Source organism: Nonomuraea glycinis, from assembly GCF_014646515.1.
In the GTDB taxonomy this organism is placed as follows: Bacteria; Actinomycetota; Actinomycetes; order Streptosporangiales; family Streptosporangiaceae; genus Nonomuraea; species Nonomuraea glycinis.
Map to the genome: position 1 here is coordinate 795,227 of NZ_BMNK01000003.1, position 18,166 is coordinate 813,392.

The following is an 18,166-nucleotide window of genomic DNA, read 5'->3' on the forward strand; positions in this document are numbered from 1 at the left end:
GGGCGGCGCGCGTACTCTTGCCGGATGATCCGCCGCCTGCTGCGCGTCGTCCTCGCCCTGGTCGCGCTGGGTTTCCTGGGCTACGCCCTGGCCCGCAACTGGGACGACACGCGGGCGGCGGTGGCGCAGACCTCGCCGTGGGCGGTGCTCGGCGCGTTCGTCGCGGTGCTGCTCGGCCAGTTCTGCATGCTGCTGGCCTGGCGCGCGGTCCTCGCCGGGCTGGGGTCGCCGCTGCCGGTACGCGTGACGGGCCGGATCATGTTCGTGGGCCAGCTCGGCAAGTACATCCCGGGCGCCGTCTGGGCGTACGCCGCGATGATGGACCTCGGCCGCGACCACGGCAGCCCGCCGCGCAGGACGTTCGCGTGCATCTCCCTGGCGCTGGTGATCAACCTCGGGGTCGGCCTCGCGATCGCCGCCGCGACCCTGGCGACGCAGGAGGTCGTCCGGCAGGCGTGGTATCTGCTGCTGCTCCTGCCGGTGATCGCCGTCTGCCTGCACCCCAAGGTGCTCACCTGGGGGCTCAACCTGGCGCTGCGGCTGGCGCGCAGGCCGACGCTCGACAGCGTGCTGCCGGGCCGCACGGTGCTGGTCGCGGTGGCCTGGACGTCGCTCGGCTGGCTCGTGTACGGCCTGCACACCACCATGCTCGTGGGCCGGTGGGACCTGTACGTGATCGCGACCGGCGCCTACGCGTTCGCCTGGGCGACCGGGCTGCTCACCTTCGTGGTCCCCGCCGGGGTGGGGGTGCGGGAGGGGGCGCTGGTGCTGGTGCTCGCGCCGATCATCACCGCCGGCCCGGCCTTCGCGGTCGCGGTGCTGTCGCGGCTGGCGTTCACGCTGGCCGACGCGGCGGCCGCCGGGCTGGCGATGCTGCTGGGGCGTCAGGCGTCCAGCAGCGTGGTCGTGTACGCCGACCAGAACGGCGCGGGGTCGACCGCCTTGACCCCCGACCGCAACCTCTCCGGCTCGCCGGAGGCATAGAACCGTTCGATCGTCCGCCGGAGCGCGGCCACGTCGTCCGGCTCCACCAGCAGGCCGTCGACGCCGTCGATGACATGGTCGGCGAGCGCGCCGACGCGGGTGGCGATCACCGGCACGCCGTGCTCGTGGCCGAGCCACACGTTCTGGCTGGCGGTGGCGTTGCGGTAGGGCAGGACGAGCGCGTCGGCCTCGGCGAACAGCTTGGGCACGTCGTCGGCCGCCACGTAGCCGGGCCGCAGATCCACCCGGTCACCGAGGCCGAGCTCGCCGATGAGCTCCCTGGTGGCGTCCAGCCCACCCCAGAACTCCCCCGCCACGGTCAGCCCGACCCCGTCGGGCAGCGCCCGAAGCAGCACGTCAAGCCCCTTGTACGGCCGGACCATGCCGAAGAACAGCAGCCGCCGATGCACCTCGTCGGAGCGTCCCGCGTGGGTGGACGGCAGGTGCGGCGGCAGCGGCGCCACGCTCACCGGCCCGCCGGTCAGCTCCCTGGCCAGCTCCGCCTGCTGGCCGGAGTGGGTCAGCACCCCGCCGACACGCTTGAGCAGCGCCTTCATCAACGGCCGGTCGTACGGCTTACGCTCGTGCGGCAGCACGTTGTGGCAGAGGGCAACGGTCCTGACCTTGCGGCCTGTGCCGTACAGAATCCCCAGGTAAGCGGGGACCTGCACGGGGCTGAGGACGGCCAGGATCACCAGGTCGGCCGTGCGCAGCCGTCGCCCGGCGGCAACCCACCCGTCGGGCCGGCGCCAGTCGAGCACGCGCTCGGTCCTCGGGTAGGGGGTGCCCTCGGGCGCGTCGATCGTCTGCTGCCCCGGGTAGAGGAACGACGGATATTGCGCCTTCCACGACTCGATCACCACGTCGTGGCCGAGCGCCGCGAGCCGGTGCGCCAGCTCGGTGGTGTGCTGCGCCCCGCCCCCTTTGTACGGATAGGTGGGGCCGACGATCGCGATCCGCACGCTACTCGCCCCGCGACCGCACGATCAGGTCGGCGAGCAGCGCCACCGAGCCGATGAGCATGCCCGACAGGAAGATCATGACGGTGTTGGCCGGGAAGTAGAAGGGGTGCTGGATCATGTCCCACACGCCCTTGACCAGCCCGATCGTCACCAGCCAGAGGGCCGGCGGCATGAGCACCTTGAGCGGGTTGAAGTACATGATCATCCGCAGCACCTGCAGGATGTAGCGGTAGGCGTCGGACACGAAGCTGAACTTCGACTTGCCCGCCCGCTTGGCGTAGCCGATCGGCAGGTAGTAGACGTCATGCTGGTTGGACAGGAACGACAGCGTGATCGTCGTGACACAGGAGAACCCGGGCGGCAGCAGCCGCAGGTAGGGCCTGGCCACCGACTTGCGGAAGGCCCGCAGCCCCGAGTTGAGGTCGGGGATCTTCTGCCCGGCGAGCTTCTCCGCCACCTTGCGGATCACCCACTTGGCCGGGACCCGCAGCAGCTTGTGCGAGCCCTCCTCGGAGGTGCGCGCGCCGACCACCTGGTCGACCGTCGGATCCTTCTCCAGGATCTGCACCAGCTCGGGGATGCGCTCGTTGGGGTAGGTCATGTCCGCGTCGGTCCAGACGACGATCTCGCCCCTGGCCCCCTGCGTGCCGATCCTGCGCACGGTGCCGGAGCCGCCGTTGCGGTGGAAGGCGCGGATGCGCAGATGCGGATAGTCGGCCGCGGCCTCCTGCAACCTGGCCAGCGTCTGGTCGGTGGAGCAGTCGTCCACCGCGACCAGCTCATAGGTGTAGCCGCTGGAGTCCATGGCCTTGGTGATGCGCTCGACCTCGTCGATGACATGATCTTGCTCGTTGTAACACGGCAGGACGATGGTGACGTACGGCGCTTCTTCCACAGCGGATCCACTCTGGGGGGTCTCAAGCGTGCTCACGTGCGTTGAGAGTACTCTGCCCGGACAGGACCCGAGTGCACATCGGCTTGCCGCGCGGTCAGGCCACCGCCATCCACACGTTGATCCGCAGCGACCAGGTGCCGTTGGGCCGCTCGGTCAGCGAGCGCTCGTCCTGGCGCGTCACCAGGCCCATGACCTGCGACGGCGCACCATACGGCGCGACCTGGCCGCGCTCGGCGCCGAGCACCACGGGGGTCCTGCCCGCCGCGCGCACCCGCTCGATCTGACGGCGCACCTCTCGCCGGGAAGCGGTGTTCGCGGTGTCCAGGCGGACCTTCGCGACCGGGACGCCGCACCTGCCGCGCACCACCTGGATGAACCGGTCCGCCGTGACCCGCTCCATGATCAACACGGCGGCGTCCGGCGGGATCCGCGCGCACAACGCCGCCACCGCCGCCGCCTCACCCCGCTCGATCGGGGTGAACGCGGTGCCGATCGAGGTCACGATCGGCGGCGCCAGCAGGAGCAGCGCGCACACGGGGGCGATCCAGCGCTCGAACCGCCTGCCGCGCCCCCGCTCGCGCAGCCACCCGGCTCCCCGGACGGCCAGCAGGATCAGACCGGGGAGCACGATCGGCACCAGGCGGCGGGCGGCCCAGGGGTGGTCCGGGGTGATCTCCGGGCGAAGCAGCGTGGTGACCGTCGTCCAGCCGATGACCGCCAGCGGCAGCAGCCACTCGGGCGAGCCGCCCGTCAGCAGGCGGCGCACCAGCAGGGCCGCGGCCAGGGTGGCGAGGACGACGGCGGGGACGCCGATGTACCAGGTCACCCAGTGCAGCGAGTTCTCGAAGTAGAGGCGGATGCCGTCCATCGGCAGGCCGTTGGCCTTCTGGATCTGCTCGATGAAGGTGTGGGTGCGCCAGTCCTCCGGCGTGGCGGGGTCGCGGTGGACGGTCTGCAGCCACGGCCGTACGGCCAGCCCCGCCATCACCAGCACCACCAGGACGGCGCCCGCCTCGGGCAACCGGCGCGGCACCGGGACGCGGGCCAGCAGCGGCGCGGCGACCGTACCGGCGAGCGTGAGCAGCAGCACGGCGGCGCAGATCAGCAGCAGCGGCTCCACCGAGCGGGACAGGTACTCCAGGTACGGGCGGGCCAGCAGCTGAGCGGCCAGCAACCCGAGCCCCGCCCCGGCGACCACCCCGACCAGCAACCCCCCACCCAACCCCGCCCCGCGCCAGGCCACCCGCCCGGCCCGAGCGCGGGACCGGGCCAGCCTGCCCGACGCGATCAGCAATCCGGCGAACGCCAGCGCGGGCAGTACGTCCCGCAGCCCGTCCACCCTGACCAGCACGCACAGCCCGAACACCAGCCCGGCCAGCGCCACCTCCAGCCACCGCGCCCACCACAGCCTCCGGCGCCCTGGCTCCGCCGCCGCCACCTGCGACCGCCGCGCCGACAACAACCTCCAGCGTCCTGTCCCCCGTCCAGACTCACCATCCGGTACGCCCCCAGCCCGTGAGTGGCTGGGCGGCGGGTCTCGGTGCAGAGCGTCGTGGATCAGCGTCAGGCCGCCGAACAGCAGGATCATCGACGGGATCTCGCTGAACGTCGTACGCGAGGTGTAGAGGACCGGCATACAGGCCGCGAACGCCAGCGCGGCCGGAGTCGCCCAGCTCGCGCCGGCCAGGCGGGCCACCAGCCCGGCGAAGGCCAGCACGGCCAGGGCTCCCAGCACGGCCGGCGTCACGAGCAGGCCGCCGAGCCACTCGCCGACGGCGAACAGCATCGGCGCGCCGGGCATGAACTGCGGCACCACCACCCCGTCGACCCCGTAGAACCCCACGCTGTCGAAGATCAGCCCCGGGTCGGGCCCGCCGAACGCCTCCGCACCCGACGGGATCGGCAGCGAGCCGTGCTCGGCCAGCCAGATGGCGTACTGCGCGTAGGTGCCGGGGTCGCGCCTGACGGCGAGCTGCTCGCTGTGCATGACGGCGTTGAACACGCCCGACCCGACCGCGACGGCGACCACCCCGGCGACCTGCCGGCCAGTGACCTGAACAGCGCTCCGGGCAGCGCCCAGGTCGGCGCTCGAGGTGGTGGCGCCCGTGTGGCGGGCCACCGTCCAGCAGAGCAGCGCGACGACGGGCAGTCCGATCAGGAACGCCGGAAGCGGCCGGTAGACGCCCAGCAGGAGCAGCGGCAGCCCGGCCAGCAGCCAGCCGGCCACGGCGGCCGCGGGCAGGGCCGTGAGCACGGCGAGCACCCGGCCCGCCGACGGCCTGCGCGTCTGGTGCAACCGGGCGAGTTCCATCGGTGATCGAGCGTATCCAACCTCACGATGACGGTGACCTGGTCGAAGCCCGGTAGGTTACGCCCCGTGCCCATTGAGCCGGAGGACGTCCAAGTAAGCGGTCGCACAGGCGACACGCCCACCGCAGCGGACGACGTACCGGCGAGTGGTCGCGCGGGTGAGCGGGTCGGCGGGGTCGCGGGCGTCCGGGAGAGGGTCAGCGCCGGGGCTTTCGTGCGGCGGCATGGCTGGTTCCTGGGGGTGCTGGCGGTGGGCGCGGCGCTGCGGGTGGTCGCGCTGCTGGGTTATCGCCCGGCGCTGTGGTTCCCCGACACCTACACCTACATCGTCACCGTTTTCCACCCGCGCCCCGACCTGGTGCGGCCCGCCGGTTACTCGATGTTCCTCAAGCTGCTGGAGCCGTTCCACGCCTTCGGCATGGTCGCCGTCGTCCAGCATCTGCTGGGGCTGGCCACCGCGGCGCTGGTCTACTGGGCGGTGCTCCGGGGGGCGCGGCGCCGGTGGGCGACGCTGGCCGCGACGCCCGTGCTGCTGGACGCCTACCAGGTGCAGCTGGAGCACCTGCTGGTCTCCGACACGCTGTTCATGTTCCTGATCGTGCTGGCCGTGGCGCTCTGCCTGGCGAAGCGGCCCAAGCTCGTCACGATCGGCCTGCTGCTGGCCGCCGCCACGCTCACCAGGACCGTCGGCCAGCCGCTGATCCTGCTCCTGGCGGCGTGGTTCGTGCTGCGTAGGCAGCTCCGGCCCGCCGGGGTGCTGCTCGCGGCGGCGCTGGTGCCCGTGGTCGCCTACGGCGCCTGGTTCTACGCCACCTACGAGCGCGTCGGCATCATCGGCGCGAACGGCGTCTTCCTGTACGCCCGGACGATGTCGTTCGCGGACTGCGCCCGGATGGATCCGCCGCCCGACCTGCGGGTGCTGTGCGACCCCCGGCCGGCAGGGCAGCGGCCGCCCTCCCAGGAGTACATCTGGGCCAAGGACGCGCCGCTGGTGGCGCTGCCCGGCATCACCTTCACGCGGGAGACCGACGACCTGGCGGGGAGGTTCGCCGCGCTGGCGATCCGTACGCAGCCGCTGGACTACGCCGGCTCGGTGCTGTCGGAGCTGGCGCGGTCGTTCGTGTGGGGCCGCCCGGTCTATCCCGATCAGGAGATCTACGACTACTACCAGTTCCCGGTGACCCCGCCGGGGCCGCCGGGGCGCTACGCGGCGCAGCTCGGCGTCGACTATTCGCAGCGTTACGAGCGCGGCGCGATCGGCACCGCCGTCGTCGAGCCGTACGCGGGGTGGCTGCGGGCCTATCAGGACGTGGCGCGGCTGCCCGGCACGGTGCTGCTCGCGGTCCTGCTCGTCCCGCCGGCGCTGGCGGCCGGTCGCGTCGTGTACGGCAGGCGGTGGACTCCCCGGGGCAGGCGGCGGGCCGTGGACCCGTCCAGCCGACCCGGTCCCGCCCCGTGGCTGCTGCCGTGGACGACCGCCGTTGTGCTGTTGGTCACCCCGGCGGCGGCGGCGGAGTTCGACTACCGCTATGTGCTGCCGGCCGTGCCGCTGGCCTTCCTGGCGGCGGCGCTGGCCTGCGGAAAGCGTAAAAACTTTCTCATTGGTATCACACGAAATGTCCGACTCTGAGTATGCTTTGGGCCGTCCGACATCACGCCAGAGTCACGGTCGATTGCATCGGTCACGGCGACGGGTACGCCGTACGTGACCTAGTCTCTTGGCGCAGTACGGCCAAGCCGACGCGTGGAGCGTAGCGAACGAGGCTAGGGGGCGCATGAGCGACTACAGAAGCGCGTCCACTGAACCGCGCCACGTCGCCCCGCCGCAGCCCGGCAGCCGGATGGCCCGCAGGCAGGCAGCGGCCGCGCCGCCCCAGGGCCCCCCGGGGCCGCCCTCGCGGGGCCAGCGGGTCAAGGGCGACAACGGCGGCGGCAAGATGCGGGTGCTCGCCTGGGTCAGCATCGCCGCCACCTCCGTCATGGTCGTCGGATCCCTCACCGGCTACACGGTCTACCGTGACGCTTTTGGCCACATCAACCAGAAGAGCGTCAAGTCCGACATCATCACCCCCCGCCCCGTGGACAAGGGCGCGCTGAACGTCCTGCTCGTCGGCTCCGATACCCGCGCGGGCGAGGGCAACGCGCAGTACGGCCAGAAGCTCGCCAGGACCGCCGACGCCGGCGGCAAGCGCACCGACACGATGATCCTCATGCACCTGTCGCCCAACCGCGACAAGGCCCGGCTGATCAGCTTCCCGCGTGACTCGATGGTGCAGATCCCCAAGTGCAAGAACGAGGCGACCAAGCAGGAGATGCCGCCCCAGCGAGCGATGATCAACTCCGCCTACAGCTCGGGCGGCATCGCCTGCACGATCTCGACGCTCGAGACGCTCACCGGCATCCGCATCAACCACTTCGTCGAGGTGGACTTCAGCGGCTTCGAGAACATCGTGAACGCGCTCGAAGGCATCGAGATCTGCCTCAAGTCCGGCGTCAACAGCAAGAAGGCCAAGCTGGTGCTGCCCCCCGGCAAGAGCGTGCTCAACGGCAAGCAGGCCCTGGGCTACGTACGGCTGCGCGACTACGGCGACGGCAGCGACATCCAGCGCATCAAGCGCCAGCAGATCTTCCTCAGCAAGGTGGTCGCCAAGGCCACCAGCGGCGACCTGCTCACCGACCCGAGCAAGCTCACCGGCTTCATCAAGGCCGCGGCCAGTTCGGTGACCATGGACCCGGAGCTGGCCAACGACCCCGAGCGGCTCATCGAGATCGCCACCAGCGCCAAGTCGCTGACCGCGGGCGGCGTCAAGTTCACCACCATCCCCTGGGTTCCCGATCCCGAGGACAAGAACCGCGTGGTCTGGAAGCAGCCGGACGCCGGCGAGCTGTTCAACTCCATCATCAACGACACCGAAGTGCCGAAGGAATCGCCCTCGTCGAGCACCAAGCCCAAGGTCACCATCAAGCCGGACCAGGTGCAGGTCCAGGTGCTCAACGGCACCACCACACCGGGCAGGGCCCGCGAGGTGGCCGACCTGCTCACCAAGCAGGGCTTCAGGGTCGTCGAGCTCGGCAACTTCCAGACCGCCGACGGCCAGAGCCTGGCCGCCACCGAGATCCGCTACCCGAAGACGGCCGCCACCGGCACCGACTACGCGGGCGCGCTGGCCGGTCAGGTGACGCCGAAGCCGGACCCCAAGGCGGGCAAGGTCAGGGCCGCCACCAGCGAGCCCTATGCCGCGGCCACGACGGTCCAGGCCAGCACGGCGAAGAAGAAGGCGCCGGTCGTTCAGCTCATCGTCGGAGCCGACTTCAAGGCGATCAAGGTGACCAAGCTCCCCGACAGCGTCGAACAGTCCACGATCACCGCCTCGGAGCAGAAGAGCGTCTGCGTATGAGCCTCCAAGTTCTCTGTGTAAGCAAGGGATTCCCCTCCGGTCGAGAGACAGGGCTCTGAAGCCGGGATATCGTTGGGCGGGTCGGCGACGCGGCTCGCCTTGCGCCGTCAAGGGCGACGCTGGGCGTGCCGTTTCGCGTTCCCCGGCCCCGAGCGAAGCTGAGCGATTCTCCTGTGTCTGAGACGAAGCACTCTCCCCCGGTCACTCCTTCGAGCGACGAGAGTGCGGGCCCGGCCAGCACAGGCGCCAAGTGGCCGCTGCCGGAAGAAGCCTTCTGGAGCGAACGCACCGACCCGCACGGCACGTTGCCCGAGGGCGCCAAGCAGGGCGAGCCGGAGCCGGCACCCGAGCCCGAGCGGCCCAAGCGCAAGCGCGATCCCTATCTCGACAACGTCAAGTTCATCCTGATCGCGCTGGTCCCCGTGGGGCACGCGCTGGTGCCGACGCTCAGCGCGGACTCCGCCAGATCGCTCTACATCTTCATCTACACCTTCCACATGCCACTGTTCGTGATCATCAGTGGCTATCTGTCCAGGAACTTCTGGAACTCCAACGCGAAGACCAACAAGCTCGTCGACACCTTCCTCGTGCCGTACGTGATCGTCGAGGTGGGCTACGCCGCGCTGCGCTTCTCGCTGGGTCAGAAGTGGAGCCTGACGATCATCGACCCGGCCTGGCTCAACTGGTATCTGCTGGCCCTGCTGTTCTGGCGGCTGTCCACACCGGTGTGGAAGCGGATGAAATACCCCGTGCCGGTGGCCATCGCGATCTACCTGTTCGCCGGGTTCTCCCAGATCTCGGGTGACTTCAGCATGGACCGGTTCTTCGGCCTGCTGCCGTTCTTCGTGATCGGGCTGGTCATGCAGCCGGAGCACTTCGAGATGCTCAACCGCCGGTGGATCAAGATCGTGTCGGTGGTCACGGTGCTCGCCGCGGCCGCGGTGGCCATCCTCATCGCGCCACGAGCCCCGCTGGGGCCGTTCTACTTCAAGAACAGCTACCAGGACATGGACCTGTCCTGGTACATGGGCCTGGGCCTGCGGACCGGGTTGTTGATCTGCTCGCTGGCGCTGTGCATCGCGGTGCTGGCGCTGGTCCCCCGGCACGAGACGTGGTACTCCGACCTCGGCACCCGCACGCTCTACTGCTATCTGCTGCACGGCATCCCGGTGCTCATCGCCAAGGAGCAGGGCTGGCTGGAGTTCCCGTGGCTGCACGGGCCGCTGGGCGTCCTGGCGATCAGCTTCAGCTGTTTCGCGCTGGCGATCGTGCTCTGCCTGCCGGAGACGCGCACAGTGTTCAAGTGGGTGCTCGAGCCCCGGCTGGTCTGGCTCTATCGTCGGCCATCCAGGAGTTAAGCGATAGTTTCACCGGCATTCACGCCTATGACCTGGTCGCCCCCGAGCATCGACGCATGCGGGTATGCGTTGCCACGATCGTCCACCATCCCGAGGACGCCCGGATCATGCACCGGCAGATCCGGGCGCTGCTCGACGCGGGCCACGAGGTGACCTACGTCGCGCCCTTCAGCCATTTCAACGTGACTCCGGCCGCGGGCCTCACCGCCGTCGACGTGCCCTACGACGCCGCCTACGGCCGGGCGCGCACGGCGCTCAAGCGGGGTGTCAAGGGCGCCGACCTGGTGATCGCGCACGAGCATCGCCTGCTGCGCGTGCTGCCGTACCGGCGGCCGCCCGTGGTGTGGGACGTGCGTGAGGAGGTCTCCGACGGGCGCCGCGCGCGGGCGCTCCGGCGGCACCACGTCATCACGCCCGCCACGATGCCGGAGGCCACCCAGGTGGCCGCCGCACCTCCCCCTCCCGGTGACACCCGGGTGGTCCACCTCGGGCGGCTGACGGCCGACAACGGCGTCCGGGAGCTGATCGGGCTGGCCGAGCGGCTCGTCCCGTACGGCATCCGGATGGACCTGATCGGGGCCGCGGGGCCGGGCGTGCGCCCGCTGCTGCGCGACGCCCAGCGGGTGGGCCTGCTGGACTGGTTCGGCCACGTCCCGCACCGCCACGCGCTGCGCATGACGCAGGGCGCCCTGGCCGGCCTGTCGCTGACGAGACCGCCCGGCGGGACGCCGACGAAGATCCTCGACTACATGGGCCGGGGTCTGCCGGTCGTCACCACCTCACCGGGCGCTCCCCTGGTGGAGCCGGCCGGCTGTGGCCTGACGGTGCCCCTGGACGTGAACGGCATCCTGGACGCCGTACTGGATCTCAGGGAGGACCCGCTGCGGCGGCTCGCCCTCGGCAGGCGCGGCCACGCCCACGCGCTGGCCCACCACCACTGGCCGGACCACGCGGCGGCGTTCGTGGCCCGGATGGAGGACTGGGCGGGCGTCCCCGTCGTCACCCACTCGCTGGCCGTTTAGGCCCACGACCTGGGGGTTCTTCTCGGGCCTAAATACGGACATGCAGGGCGTAAACAATGTCCGTTTTTTCCCTGTATCTGTTTCCCTATCCTCTTCGCGGGCACCCGTGCACTGGCTGTCGGACGTCAGTCACGAAGCCGAGAGGAAGGGAGCGCCGCCATGGCCAACAAGGGCGCGTTGGCGCTGGCCGTAGCCGTGGGCTATGTCCTCGGCCGGCACCACAAACTGCGCTTGGCCACCGCGCTGGTGGTGGCGGGAGTGACTCGCGAGCTGCGGAAGGGTGACGGCGGCCTGCTGAAGCAAGGCGTCAAGAGCCTTGGCACGTCTCCCCAGTTGGAGGAGATCACCAGCCGGTTGCGTACCGAGTTGATGGACGTCGGCAAAACGGCGGCCATCGCCGCGACGAGCAGGCAGATCGACTCGTTCAGCTCGAAACTGCACGATCGAGCCGAATCGCTGCGCGTGCCGGCCCCGCCGCCCGGCGCGGCGCCCGCCGGCCAAGCGGACGGAGAGGAGCCCGAGGAAGAGCCACACGAGGACGAGTACGAGGAAGAGCCCCCGACGGACGAGGCGCCCCCGGAGCGGCCGAGAGCCAGGCGTGAACGGCCTCAGGCAGCGCCGGTACACAGGGCGGGGCGGTGACATCGATGACTGAACAGACGAAGACGACCGGAAAGCTCAAGGAGCAGTTGCCGACGGGCCGGCTCACGGCCGAACTGCAGAATCTCGCCCTGGCCCTGGCGGAACGGGGGCTCGGCTCGGTGACCGGAAAGCTCGAGTCCATGACCGGCCGGCTCACCGACTACGCGGAGAACGGCGGGACGAACCTCGTGGGCGCCGTCACCGGCAAATCCGCCTCCGCGGGCCCATCGGCGCTGACCGGCGTCAAGGAGGCGGCCAAGCACACCCTCATGAGCGCCGTCACGGGGATGGCCAAGGACACCGTCAAAGGCGGCCTGAAGAACCTGGTCTCCGGCATTTTCGGTGGCGGCGGGAAGAAGGGCAAGGCAGGGGGCAAGCTGAAGGTCACCAACATCGTCGAGACCGTCGACATCGGCGCGCCGGTGCGGCTCGTCTACAACGAGTGGACCCAGTTCCAGAGCTTCCCGAGCTTCATGAAGAAGGTCGAGAACGTCGAGCAGGCAGCCGACGAGAAGCTGACCTGGAAGGCGCAGGTCTTCTGGTCCCACAGGACCTGGGACTCGACGATCAAGGAGCAGATCCCCGACCAGCGGATCGTCTGGCGGTCGGCGGGTGCCAAGGGGTCCGTCGACGGCGCGGTGACCTTCCACGCCCTCACTCCCGACCTCACCCGCGTCATCGTCGTCCTCGAATACCACCCGCAGGGGCTGTTCGAGAAGACCGGCAACATCTGGCGGGCGCAGGGCCGGCGGGCCCGGCTTGAGATCAAGCACTTCGCCCGGCACGTCATGTCGGAGTGCCTGCTGCACCCCGATGACGTCATCGAGGACGGCTGGCGCGGTGAGATCCGCGACAGCGAGGTGGTCAAGGACCACGAGACCGCGCTGCGCGAGGAGCAGGAGGAGAAGCAGGCGGAAGGCGAGTACGAAGGCGAGGAAGAGGAGGAGGGCGCCCCCGAGGAGGAGGCCGAGTACGAAGGCGAGGAAGAAGAGGAGGGCGCCCCCGAGGAAGAGGCCGAGTACGAGGGCGAAGAGGAAGAGGGCGAAGAGGAAGAGGGCGAAGAGGAAGAGGGCGAAGAGGAAGAGGGCGAAGAGGAAGAGGAGGAGCCCGAGGAGGAAGAGGAGCCCGAGCCCGAGCCGGAGAAGGCCGAGGAGCCGAAGCCATCGCGGCGTCCCTTCCGGCGGCGTCAGGCCGCCGAGAGAGAAGAGGAACGGCCGACGCCCCCGGTTCGCCGCCGGACCGGCGCTCGCCGCTCGTGAGTCCCGGCCTGATCAGCGAAAGGACATCATGAGTGAGAGTGGAGTGGCCAGAGGCGGCGCGTCCCCCTCTGGCCTGGCAGACGTCATCGACACGATCCTGGACAAGGGCCTCGTCATCGACGCCTACGTCGGGGTCTCACTCGTGGGCATCGAGTTGCTGACCATCAATGCGCGCATCGTGGTGGCCAGCGTCGACACCTACCTGCGCTTCGCCGAGGCCGTGAACCGGCTGGACCTCTCGGAATCCAGCGGCGAGGGGCTGCCCGAGCTGATGAAGGACATCACGTCACAGGGCCAGGTCTCCGGCAAGGGCGCGGAACCGGCCCAGGGAGCGCTGGAAGCCGCCGGAGAGCAACCGTACGACTTCGACAGCGATCAGGAGCCCCAGGAGTCCGCGCGACGCCGACGGCACGAGGAGGGCTGACATGGCCGGAGCCACGACCCACGAGGCCGCCGAGGTGCAGCAGCGGAGCACCGGCACCTACATCTACGGTCTCGTACCCGCCGACGTGGAGGTGTCGGAGGACGTGCTCGGGGTGGGGGACCCACCGGGCGAGGTGCGGCTGGTCCGGCACGGCGAGATCGCCGCCCTGGTCAGCGAGGTCCCGCTGGACGGCCGGCTCGGCACCCCCGACGACCTCGTGGCGCACGAGCGACTGCTGGACGCCACCGCGGCCGAGGTCCCGGTGCTCCCGCTCCGCTTCGGGGCGGTGATGACCACGCCGGACGGGGTGGTCGAGGAACTGCTGGCGCCGCATCATGACGACTTCCTCGCGGCGCTCAACGAGCTGGAGGGGCGGGTCGAGTACGTGGTCAAGGCCCGCTACGTCGAACGCGCGGTGCTCGGCGAGATCCTGGCCGAGAATCCGGAGATCGCCCGGCTGCGCGAGGAGATCCGGACACAGCCGGAAGAGCTGACCAGACAGGAGCGCATCGACCTCGGCCAGCTCGTGGAGCAGGCGATCGCGGCCAAGCGTCAGGCCGACACCGAGGCGCTGACCGAGGATCTGGCGGCGCTCGGCGTTCTCACCGTCGAACGCCCGCCCTCCCACGAGCATGACGCCGCGCAGGTGGCGGTACTGATCGAGACGGATCGGGAGGACGAGCTGGAGGAGGTCGTCGACGAGTTCGCGGCCCGGTCCGAGGGCCGGATCACGATGCGGCTGCTCGGCCCGCACGCGCCGTACGACTTCGTCGCGACCCCGGGAGAGGAGACCGAGCGATGAACCTGTTCACGCTGCTCTTCGGCTGGCCGCTGCTGCCGCTGCAGGGCGTGCTCCGGTTGGGGGAGCTGATCCAGGAGCAGGCCGAGCGTCAGATGCGCGACCCGATGGTGGTCCGCCGCCAGTTGGAGGAGCTGGAGCAAGCGGCCGACGCCGGCCTCATCTCCGAGGAGGAGCAGGCGGCGGCCATGGAGGAGATCTTGCGAAGGATGACCGGGCCGCCCGTCCTGATGGACTCCGGCGAGCCGCATTCATGGGATTTGGGGAGGTGAGCTCGTGCCGACGAGGAGACGGGTGCGCGAGGACGAACCAGCGAGCGCCGTACGACCTGCCCGGCCGCCGGCCGGCGACCCTCGGCGGCTGCCGCCGACCGGTGAGCCCCGGCGGTCGAGCCCAGAGCGCCGCCCGCCCGCTATGACGGCCGCCACGGCGGGCCAGGCCGGGCTGCGGCACATCGCCGAGCTGACCTCCCGGGAGACCGAGGGCGTCACGCGGGTGCGGCCGGAAGGCGACGGGTGGCTGGTGGGCGTCGAGGTGGTGGAGGACCGCCGCATCCCGTCCTCCGGCGACATCCTCGCGCTGTACGAGGCCGAGCTGGACGCGGGCGGCGAGCTGCTGTCCTACCAGCGGGTGAAGCGCTACCGGCGCGGCAGCGGCGGCATGGGAGAGGGGCCGTGATGGAGCCGATGCGACCCTCACCCGCCCGGCCGTACTCCCCCGCCGGGCAGCGGCAGCAGGCGAACCTGGGCGACATTCTCGAGCGGGTGCTCGACCGGGGTGTGGTCATAGCCGGCGACATCCGGGTCAACCTGCTCGACATCGAGCTCCTGACGATCAAGCTCCGTCTGATCATCGCCTCGGTCGACACCGCCAAGGAGATGGGCATCGACTGGTGGGAGCACGATCCCTGGCTCACCGGACGCGATCGGCATCTCCTCGACGAGAACCGCCGGCTGCGCCACCGGCTCGCCGAGCTCGAAGACGGGGTGGAGCCCCACGTGCCCATCCGCGGCCGGGTGACCGAGGAACTGCCGCCCGAAGGGTACGGCCGTCGTGGCTGACACCGGCATCTATCTGTACGCGGTCACCCTGGACCTCGACGTTCCCCACCTCGACGTGAAGGGGGTGGCGAACCGGCCGGTGCGGACGATCATCCAGGCGGAGCTCGTCGCCTACGTGAGCGAGGTTCCGCTGGACCAGTTCGGCGAGGAGCCGCTGCGCCGGTCCATGGAGGACCTGGACTGGCTGGGCGAGACCGCCCGCGGTCACCACCGCGTGGTGGCGGCGGTCGCGGAGCACACGCCGACGGCCCCCATCCGGCTGGTCACCGTCTACAGCGGCGACGACCAGGTACGACGCCTCTTGGACCAGCGGCACGACGATTTCGTCCAGGTCCTCTCCCAGATCGCCGGCCGAGTGGAATGGGGCGTGAAGGCGTACGTACACCCGACCGAAGACCAGCCGACCCCGACAGCACGCGAACCAGCCGCTCCGGCGGCGGCCGGGGCCGGGACGGCGTATCTGAAGCGGCGGCAGGCCGGCCTGCGCAGCCGCGAGGACGCCTGGCGCGACGCGAGCGAGCAGGCGCAGCGGATCCACCACGCCCTGACCGCGCTCGCGGTCGCGAGCCACCTGCACCGGCCCCAGGATCCGCAGCTGTCGGGCCGCTCCGACTGGATGATCCTGAACGGCGCCTACCTGGTCGACGAGCCCCGGAGCGCGGAGTTCGCCGCCGCCCTGGACGGGCTGCGCGGCCCGGGGGTGGACCTGCAGCTCACCGGCCCGTGGGCGCCCTACTCGTTCGCCGAGCTGGACGCGGAGGCACCGCCGTGACGTACGTCGAGCCGCGCGGCGAGCGGCTGGCCGAGGAGGGGCGGCTGCCGTCCGAGCGGGTGGCGCTGGTCGACCTGCTGGACCGGCTGCTCGCCGGCGGTGTCGTCGTCAGCGGGGACCTCATCCTGTCCATCGCCGACATCGACCTCGTCCGCATCTCCATCCGCGCGTTGATCATGTCCGTCCGATCCGAGGACGGCCCCTTCGAGCTCCCCGAGAGGCGATGACCATGGAGAACGCACGAACGCCTCGCCTGCGCATCGAGACCGACACCGAGGCGGTCGAGCGCGACCTGTCCCGGCTCGTGCTCACCCTGGTGGAGCTCATCCGCCAGCTGGTGGAGCGCCAATGCGTGCGGCGGATGGAGCAGGGGGATCTGTCGGACGAGCAGGTGGAGACGCTGGGCCTGACCCTGATGCGGCTAGAGGACGCGATGCACGAGCTCTGTGAGCGGTTCGGCCTGTCGCCGTCGGACCTGAACCTCGATCTGGGGCCGCTTGGAACGCTCCTGCCCCAGGACTGAGACGCGCCTCGGGAAGGGTGGTCAGGGGCCATTCCCGTTTGGTGTACTGAAGCCATGGCACCGCATCTGATCGAGGGACGGACGGTCGCCATGCCCGTCCGGGTGCGGGACGCGTCGTTCTGCGGTGCCGCGTACGCGGTGCGGGCCGACGCGGCGCGGGCGGTGATCGCCTATTCGGGGCTGGACGTGGCGGAGATCCTCCCGGGCAAGGCGGTGTGCGTGCTGCTGTTCGCCGACTACCGTGACGGCGACCTCGACGCCTACCACGAGTTCGGCATGGCCTTCCTGATCAGGCCGCCGGGGTCCACCGGCTGGACGCGGCCGGGTGACCTGCGCGACGCGGCCGCCTTCATCCACTGGCTGCCGGTCGACCAGCGCTTCACCATGGAGGCCGGGCGCACGCTGTGGGGCTTTCCCAAGGAGCAGGCGGACATCGACCTGCGGCTCGCCTCGCCGTACAAGCGGTGCATCCTGCGTAAGGACGGCCGGCTCGTGCTGGACATGCTGGTCAAACCGGGTGTCCCGCTGCCGGGGCCGAGCCCGTTGATCGCTTTCGACGCCTTCACCCACCGTGAGGGCGTCACCAGGCGCGTCCCCATGAAGGTGCAGGCGCGCGGTGTCCGCGTCCGGCCGAGCGGCGCGCTCATCCGGCTGGGCAACCACCCGATCGCCAAGGAGCTCAGCGAGTTGGGCCTGCCCAGCCGCCCGCTGCTGTCCACGACGGTGACGCGCACCGCCATGTCGCTGCGGGAGGCCGAGCCCCAGGGCTGACGCCCCTCAGACGATCGGCGGGCGGCCCAGCTTGACCATGCGCCAGGCGGTCCGCCAGGCCATCGGACGCCGCTCGCCGGCGGGTGTGCGCAGGCCCTCGAAGAACCCGGTGAACCACGCCTTCAGCGCCACCCCCGACCGCCGCTCCCGGATCAGCGTGAGCACCACCCAGTCGAGCAGGTAGAGCGCCGCCAGCGGCCACGGCAGATTGCGCCGGGCCAGCCACACCCGGTTGCGCGCGTTGAGCCGGTAGAACTCGGCGTGCCGGGTCGGCGGCACCTGCGGGTGGTACATGACGGTCTCGGCGTCGTACTCGATCCGGTAGCCCTCGCCGAGCAGCCGCCAGGCCAGGTCGGTCTCCTCGTGCGCGTAGAAGAACCGCTCGGGCAGCCCGCCCACCTGGAGGAAGGCCGAGCGCCGGATGGCGGACGCCCCGCCCAGGAAGGTGGTGACCGGCGAGGACCGCTCGGGGTCGCCGGCCCGCAGGCGCGGGACGTGCCGGCGCTGGCCGATGCCGCCGTCGGGGTCCATCACCCGGAAGGAGATCACCGCCAGGTCGGGCTCGGTCGCGAAACGATCGCGTACGTGGGCCACGACCTTGTGGTTGGCATACCAGCCGTCGTCGTCGAGGAACAGCACCACGTCACCGGAGCACTCCTCGACGCCGCGATTACGGCCCGCTGGAATGCCGGTGTTCTGGTCAAGCCGGATCGTCTTCACGATCGCTGACGAGCCTACGGGCGGCGTCGCCGACACCTCGGGCACATCGGCCCCGTTGCCGACGATCACTACCTCGACGTCGCCGTCGACCTGATTGAGCGCGGACTCGACCGCCCGGTCCAGCTCCGCGATCCGGTTGCCCATGGTGAGGATGACGCACGAGATCTTCAACGAATCATCGTCCTGACGCGTCGAGAGCACGGGCGGAGCATTCTTTCATGATCACCGAGTCTGCTGGTCTGCCTGATTCTTGATATGGGTGAAGC

At 70.4% G+C, this 18,166-nt stretch carries 20 protein-coding genes; 16 read left to right on the forward strand and 4 right to left on the reverse strand.

Annotated features, from left to right (window positions below; genetic code table 11):
* Nucleotides 1-24 precede the first annotated feature (24 nt).
* Nucleotides 25-984 carry a lysylphosphatidylglycerol synthase domain-containing protein gene (locus tag IEY87_RS13185; protein WP_189138834.1) on the forward strand — a complete coding sequence of 320 codons (960 nt, stop codon included), beginning with the start codon at nucleotides 25-27 and terminating at the stop codon, nucleotides 982-984.
* On the opposite strand, the gene IEY87_RS13190 is transcribed toward IEY87_RS13185, so the two are convergent.
* From IEY87_RS13190 to IEY87_RS13200, 3 genes are read right to left on the reverse strand one after another with little or no spacing between them, the layout of a single operon-like run.
* Nucleotides 885-1,946, reverse strand: coding sequence for a glycosyltransferase family 4 protein (locus IEY87_RS13190; RefSeq protein ID WP_189138835.1), 1,062 nt, complete (start codon nucleotides 1,944-1,946; stop codon nucleotides 885-887). The genes IEY87_RS13185 and IEY87_RS13190 overlap by 100 nt on opposite strands.
* Nucleotide 1,947: 1 nt before the next feature.
* Nucleotides 1,948-2,877, reverse strand: a complete 930-nt coding sequence (locus IEY87_RS13195) for a glycosyltransferase family 2 protein (RefSeq protein WP_189138836.1) — start codon at nucleotides 2,875-2,877, stop codon at nucleotides 1,948-1,950.
* A 58-nt stretch (nucleotides 2,878-2,935) separates the two neighbouring features.
* Nucleotides 2,936-5,152: a hypothetical protein gene (locus tag IEY87_RS13200; RefSeq protein WP_189138837.1), complete on the reverse strand. Its 2,217-nt coding sequence runs from the start codon at nucleotides 5,150-5,152 to the stop codon at nucleotides 2,936-2,938.
* 66 nt (nucleotides 5,153-5,218) lie between these two features.
* Between IEY87_RS13200 and IEY87_RS13205 the strand changes: the two genes are divergently transcribed.
* From IEY87_RS13205 to IEY87_RS13275, 15 genes are all read left to right on the forward strand, one after another.
* Nucleotides 5,219-6,781: a glycosyltransferase family protein gene (locus tag IEY87_RS13205; protein WP_225276981.1), complete on the forward strand. Its 1,563-nt coding sequence runs from the start codon at nucleotides 5,219-5,221 to the stop codon at nucleotides 6,779-6,781.
* A gap of 145 nt (nucleotides 6,782-6,926) precedes the next feature.
* Entirely contained in the window at nucleotides 6,927-8,549 is a 1,623-nt protein-coding gene (locus IEY87_RS13210) for an LCP family protein (RefSeq protein WP_189138838.1), read from the forward strand.
* Nucleotides 8,550-8,722: 173 nt separating this feature from the next.
* Entirely contained in the window at nucleotides 8,723-9,907 is a 1,185-nt protein-coding gene (locus IEY87_RS13215) for an acyltransferase family protein (RefSeq protein ID WP_189138839.1), read from the forward strand.
* A gap of 56 nt (nucleotides 9,908-9,963) precedes the next feature.
* Nucleotides 9,964-10,929: a glycosyltransferase gene (locus IEY87_RS13220; protein ID WP_189138840.1), complete on the forward strand. Its 966-nt coding sequence runs from the start codon at nucleotides 9,964-9,966 to the stop codon at nucleotides 10,927-10,929.
* Nucleotides 10,930-11,088: 159 nt separating this feature from the next.
* Entirely contained in the window at nucleotides 11,089-11,571 is a 483-nt protein-coding gene (locus IEY87_RS13225) for a hypothetical protein (protein WP_189138841.1), read from the forward strand.
* 5 nt (nucleotides 11,572-11,576) lie between these two features.
* On the forward strand, nucleotides 11,577-12,830 hold the full coding sequence (locus tag IEY87_RS13230) for an SRPBCC family protein (RefSeq protein WP_189138842.1): 1,254 nt from the start codon (nucleotides 11,577-11,579) through the stop codon (nucleotides 12,828-12,830).
* A 28-nt stretch (nucleotides 12,831-12,858) separates the two neighbouring features.
* Nucleotides 12,859-13,254, forward strand: coding sequence for a gas vesicle protein GvpJ (gvpJ, locus tag IEY87_RS47410; RefSeq protein ID WP_189138843.1), 396 nt, complete (start codon nucleotides 12,859-12,861; stop codon nucleotides 13,252-13,254).
* A 1-nt stretch (nucleotide 13,255) separates the two neighbouring features.
* Nucleotides 13,256-14,056, forward strand: coding sequence for a GvpL/GvpF family gas vesicle protein (locus tag IEY87_RS13240; RefSeq protein ID WP_189138844.1), 801 nt, complete (start codon nucleotides 13,256-13,258; stop codon nucleotides 14,054-14,056).
* Entirely contained in the window at nucleotides 14,053-14,325 is a 273-nt protein-coding gene (locus IEY87_RS13245) for a gas vesicle protein GvpG (protein WP_189138845.1), read from the forward strand. The genes IEY87_RS13240 and IEY87_RS13245 overlap by 4 nt, the downstream gene beginning before the upstream one ends.
* Nucleotides 14,326-14,329: 4 nt before the next feature.
* Nucleotides 14,330-14,731, forward strand: a complete 402-nt coding sequence (locus IEY87_RS13250) for a gas vesicle protein GvpO (protein WP_225276982.1) — start codon at nucleotides 14,330-14,332, stop codon at nucleotides 14,729-14,731.
* Nucleotides 14,731-15,114, forward strand: coding sequence for a gas vesicle protein (locus tag IEY87_RS13255; RefSeq protein WP_189138846.1), 384 nt, complete (start codon nucleotides 14,731-14,733; stop codon nucleotides 15,112-15,114). Before IEY87_RS13250 ends, IEY87_RS13255 begins: the two co-directional genes overlap by 1 nt.
* Nucleotides 15,107-15,886, forward strand: coding sequence for a GvpL/GvpF family gas vesicle protein (locus IEY87_RS13260; RefSeq protein WP_189138847.1), 780 nt, complete (start codon nucleotides 15,107-15,109; stop codon nucleotides 15,884-15,886). The genes IEY87_RS13255 and IEY87_RS13260 overlap by 8 nt, the downstream gene beginning before the upstream one ends.
* On the forward strand, nucleotides 15,883-16,113 hold the full coding sequence (locus IEY87_RS13265) for a gas vesicle protein (protein WP_189138848.1): 231 nt from the start codon (nucleotides 15,883-15,885) through the stop codon (nucleotides 16,111-16,113). The genes IEY87_RS13260 and IEY87_RS13265 overlap by 4 nt, the downstream gene beginning before the upstream one ends.
* A gap of 2 nt (nucleotides 16,114-16,115) precedes the next feature.
* The gene (locus tag IEY87_RS13270) at nucleotides 16,116-16,409 is read left to right on the forward strand and encodes a gas vesicle protein K (protein WP_225276983.1); all 294 of its coding nucleotides are present in this window, start codon (nucleotides 16,116-16,118) and stop codon (nucleotides 16,407-16,409) included.
* A gap of 54 nt (nucleotides 16,410-16,463) precedes the next feature.
* Nucleotides 16,464-17,180, forward strand: coding sequence for an acetoacetate decarboxylase family protein (locus IEY87_RS13275; protein ID WP_189138850.1), 717 nt, complete (start codon nucleotides 16,464-16,466; stop codon nucleotides 17,178-17,180).
* A 6-nt stretch (nucleotides 17,181-17,186) separates the two neighbouring features.
* Here IEY87_RS13275 and IEY87_RS13280 read toward each other — a convergent pair whose 3' ends face one another.
* Nucleotides 17,187-18,071: a glycosyltransferase family 2 protein gene (locus IEY87_RS13280; RefSeq protein WP_189138851.1), complete on the reverse strand. Its 885-nt coding sequence runs from the start codon at nucleotides 18,069-18,071 to the stop codon at nucleotides 17,187-17,189.
* Between the last annotated feature and the right edge of the window lie 95 nt (nucleotides 18,072-18,166).

Excerpts from the sequence above, each read along its gene's own strand:
- IEY87_RS13185 (WP_189138834.1), top strand. The coding sequence starts at position 25 with ATGATCCGCCGCCTGCTGCGCGTCGTCCTCGCCCTGGTCGCGCTGGGT.
- IEY87_RS13200 (WP_189138837.1), bottom strand. The coding sequence starts at position 5,152 with ATGGAACTCGCCCGGTTGCACCAGACGCGCAGGCCGTCGGCGGGCCGG.
- IEY87_RS13210 (WP_189138838.1), top strand. The coding sequence starts at position 6,927 with ATGAGCGACTACAGAAGCGCGTCCACTGAACCGCGCCACGTCGCCCCG.
- IEY87_RS13220 (WP_189138840.1), top strand. The coding sequence starts at position 9,964 with ATGCGGGTATGCGTTGCCACGATCGTCCACCATCCCGAGGACGCCCGG.
- IEY87_RS13225 (WP_189138841.1), top strand. The coding sequence starts at position 11,089 with ATGGCCAACAAGGGCGCGTTGGCGCTGGCCGTAGCCGTGGGCTATGTC.
- IEY87_RS13230 (WP_189138842.1), top strand. The coding sequence starts at position 11,577 with ATGACTGAACAGACGAAGACGACCGGAAAGCTCAAGGAGCAGTTGCCG.
- gvpJ (WP_189138843.1), top strand. The coding sequence starts at position 12,859 with ATGAGTGAGAGTGGAGTGGCCAGAGGCGGCGCGTCCCCCTCTGGCCTG.
- IEY87_RS13240 (WP_189138844.1), top strand. The coding sequence starts at position 13,256 with ATGGCCGGAGCCACGACCCACGAGGCCGCCGAGGTGCAGCAGCGGAGC.
- IEY87_RS13245 (WP_189138845.1), top strand. The coding sequence starts at position 14,053 with ATGAACCTGTTCACGCTGCTCTTCGGCTGGCCGCTGCTGCCGCTGCAG.
- IEY87_RS13255 (WP_189138846.1), top strand. The coding sequence starts at position 14,731 with ATGGAGCCGATGCGACCCTCACCCGCCCGGCCGTACTCCCCCGCCGGG.
- IEY87_RS13270 (WP_225276983.1), top strand. The coding sequence starts at position 16,116 with ATGGAGAACGCACGAACGCCTCGCCTGCGCATCGAGACCGACACCGAG.
- IEY87_RS13275 (WP_189138850.1), top strand. The coding sequence starts at position 16,464 with ATGGCACCGCATCTGATCGAGGGACGGACGGTCGCCATGCCCGTCCGG.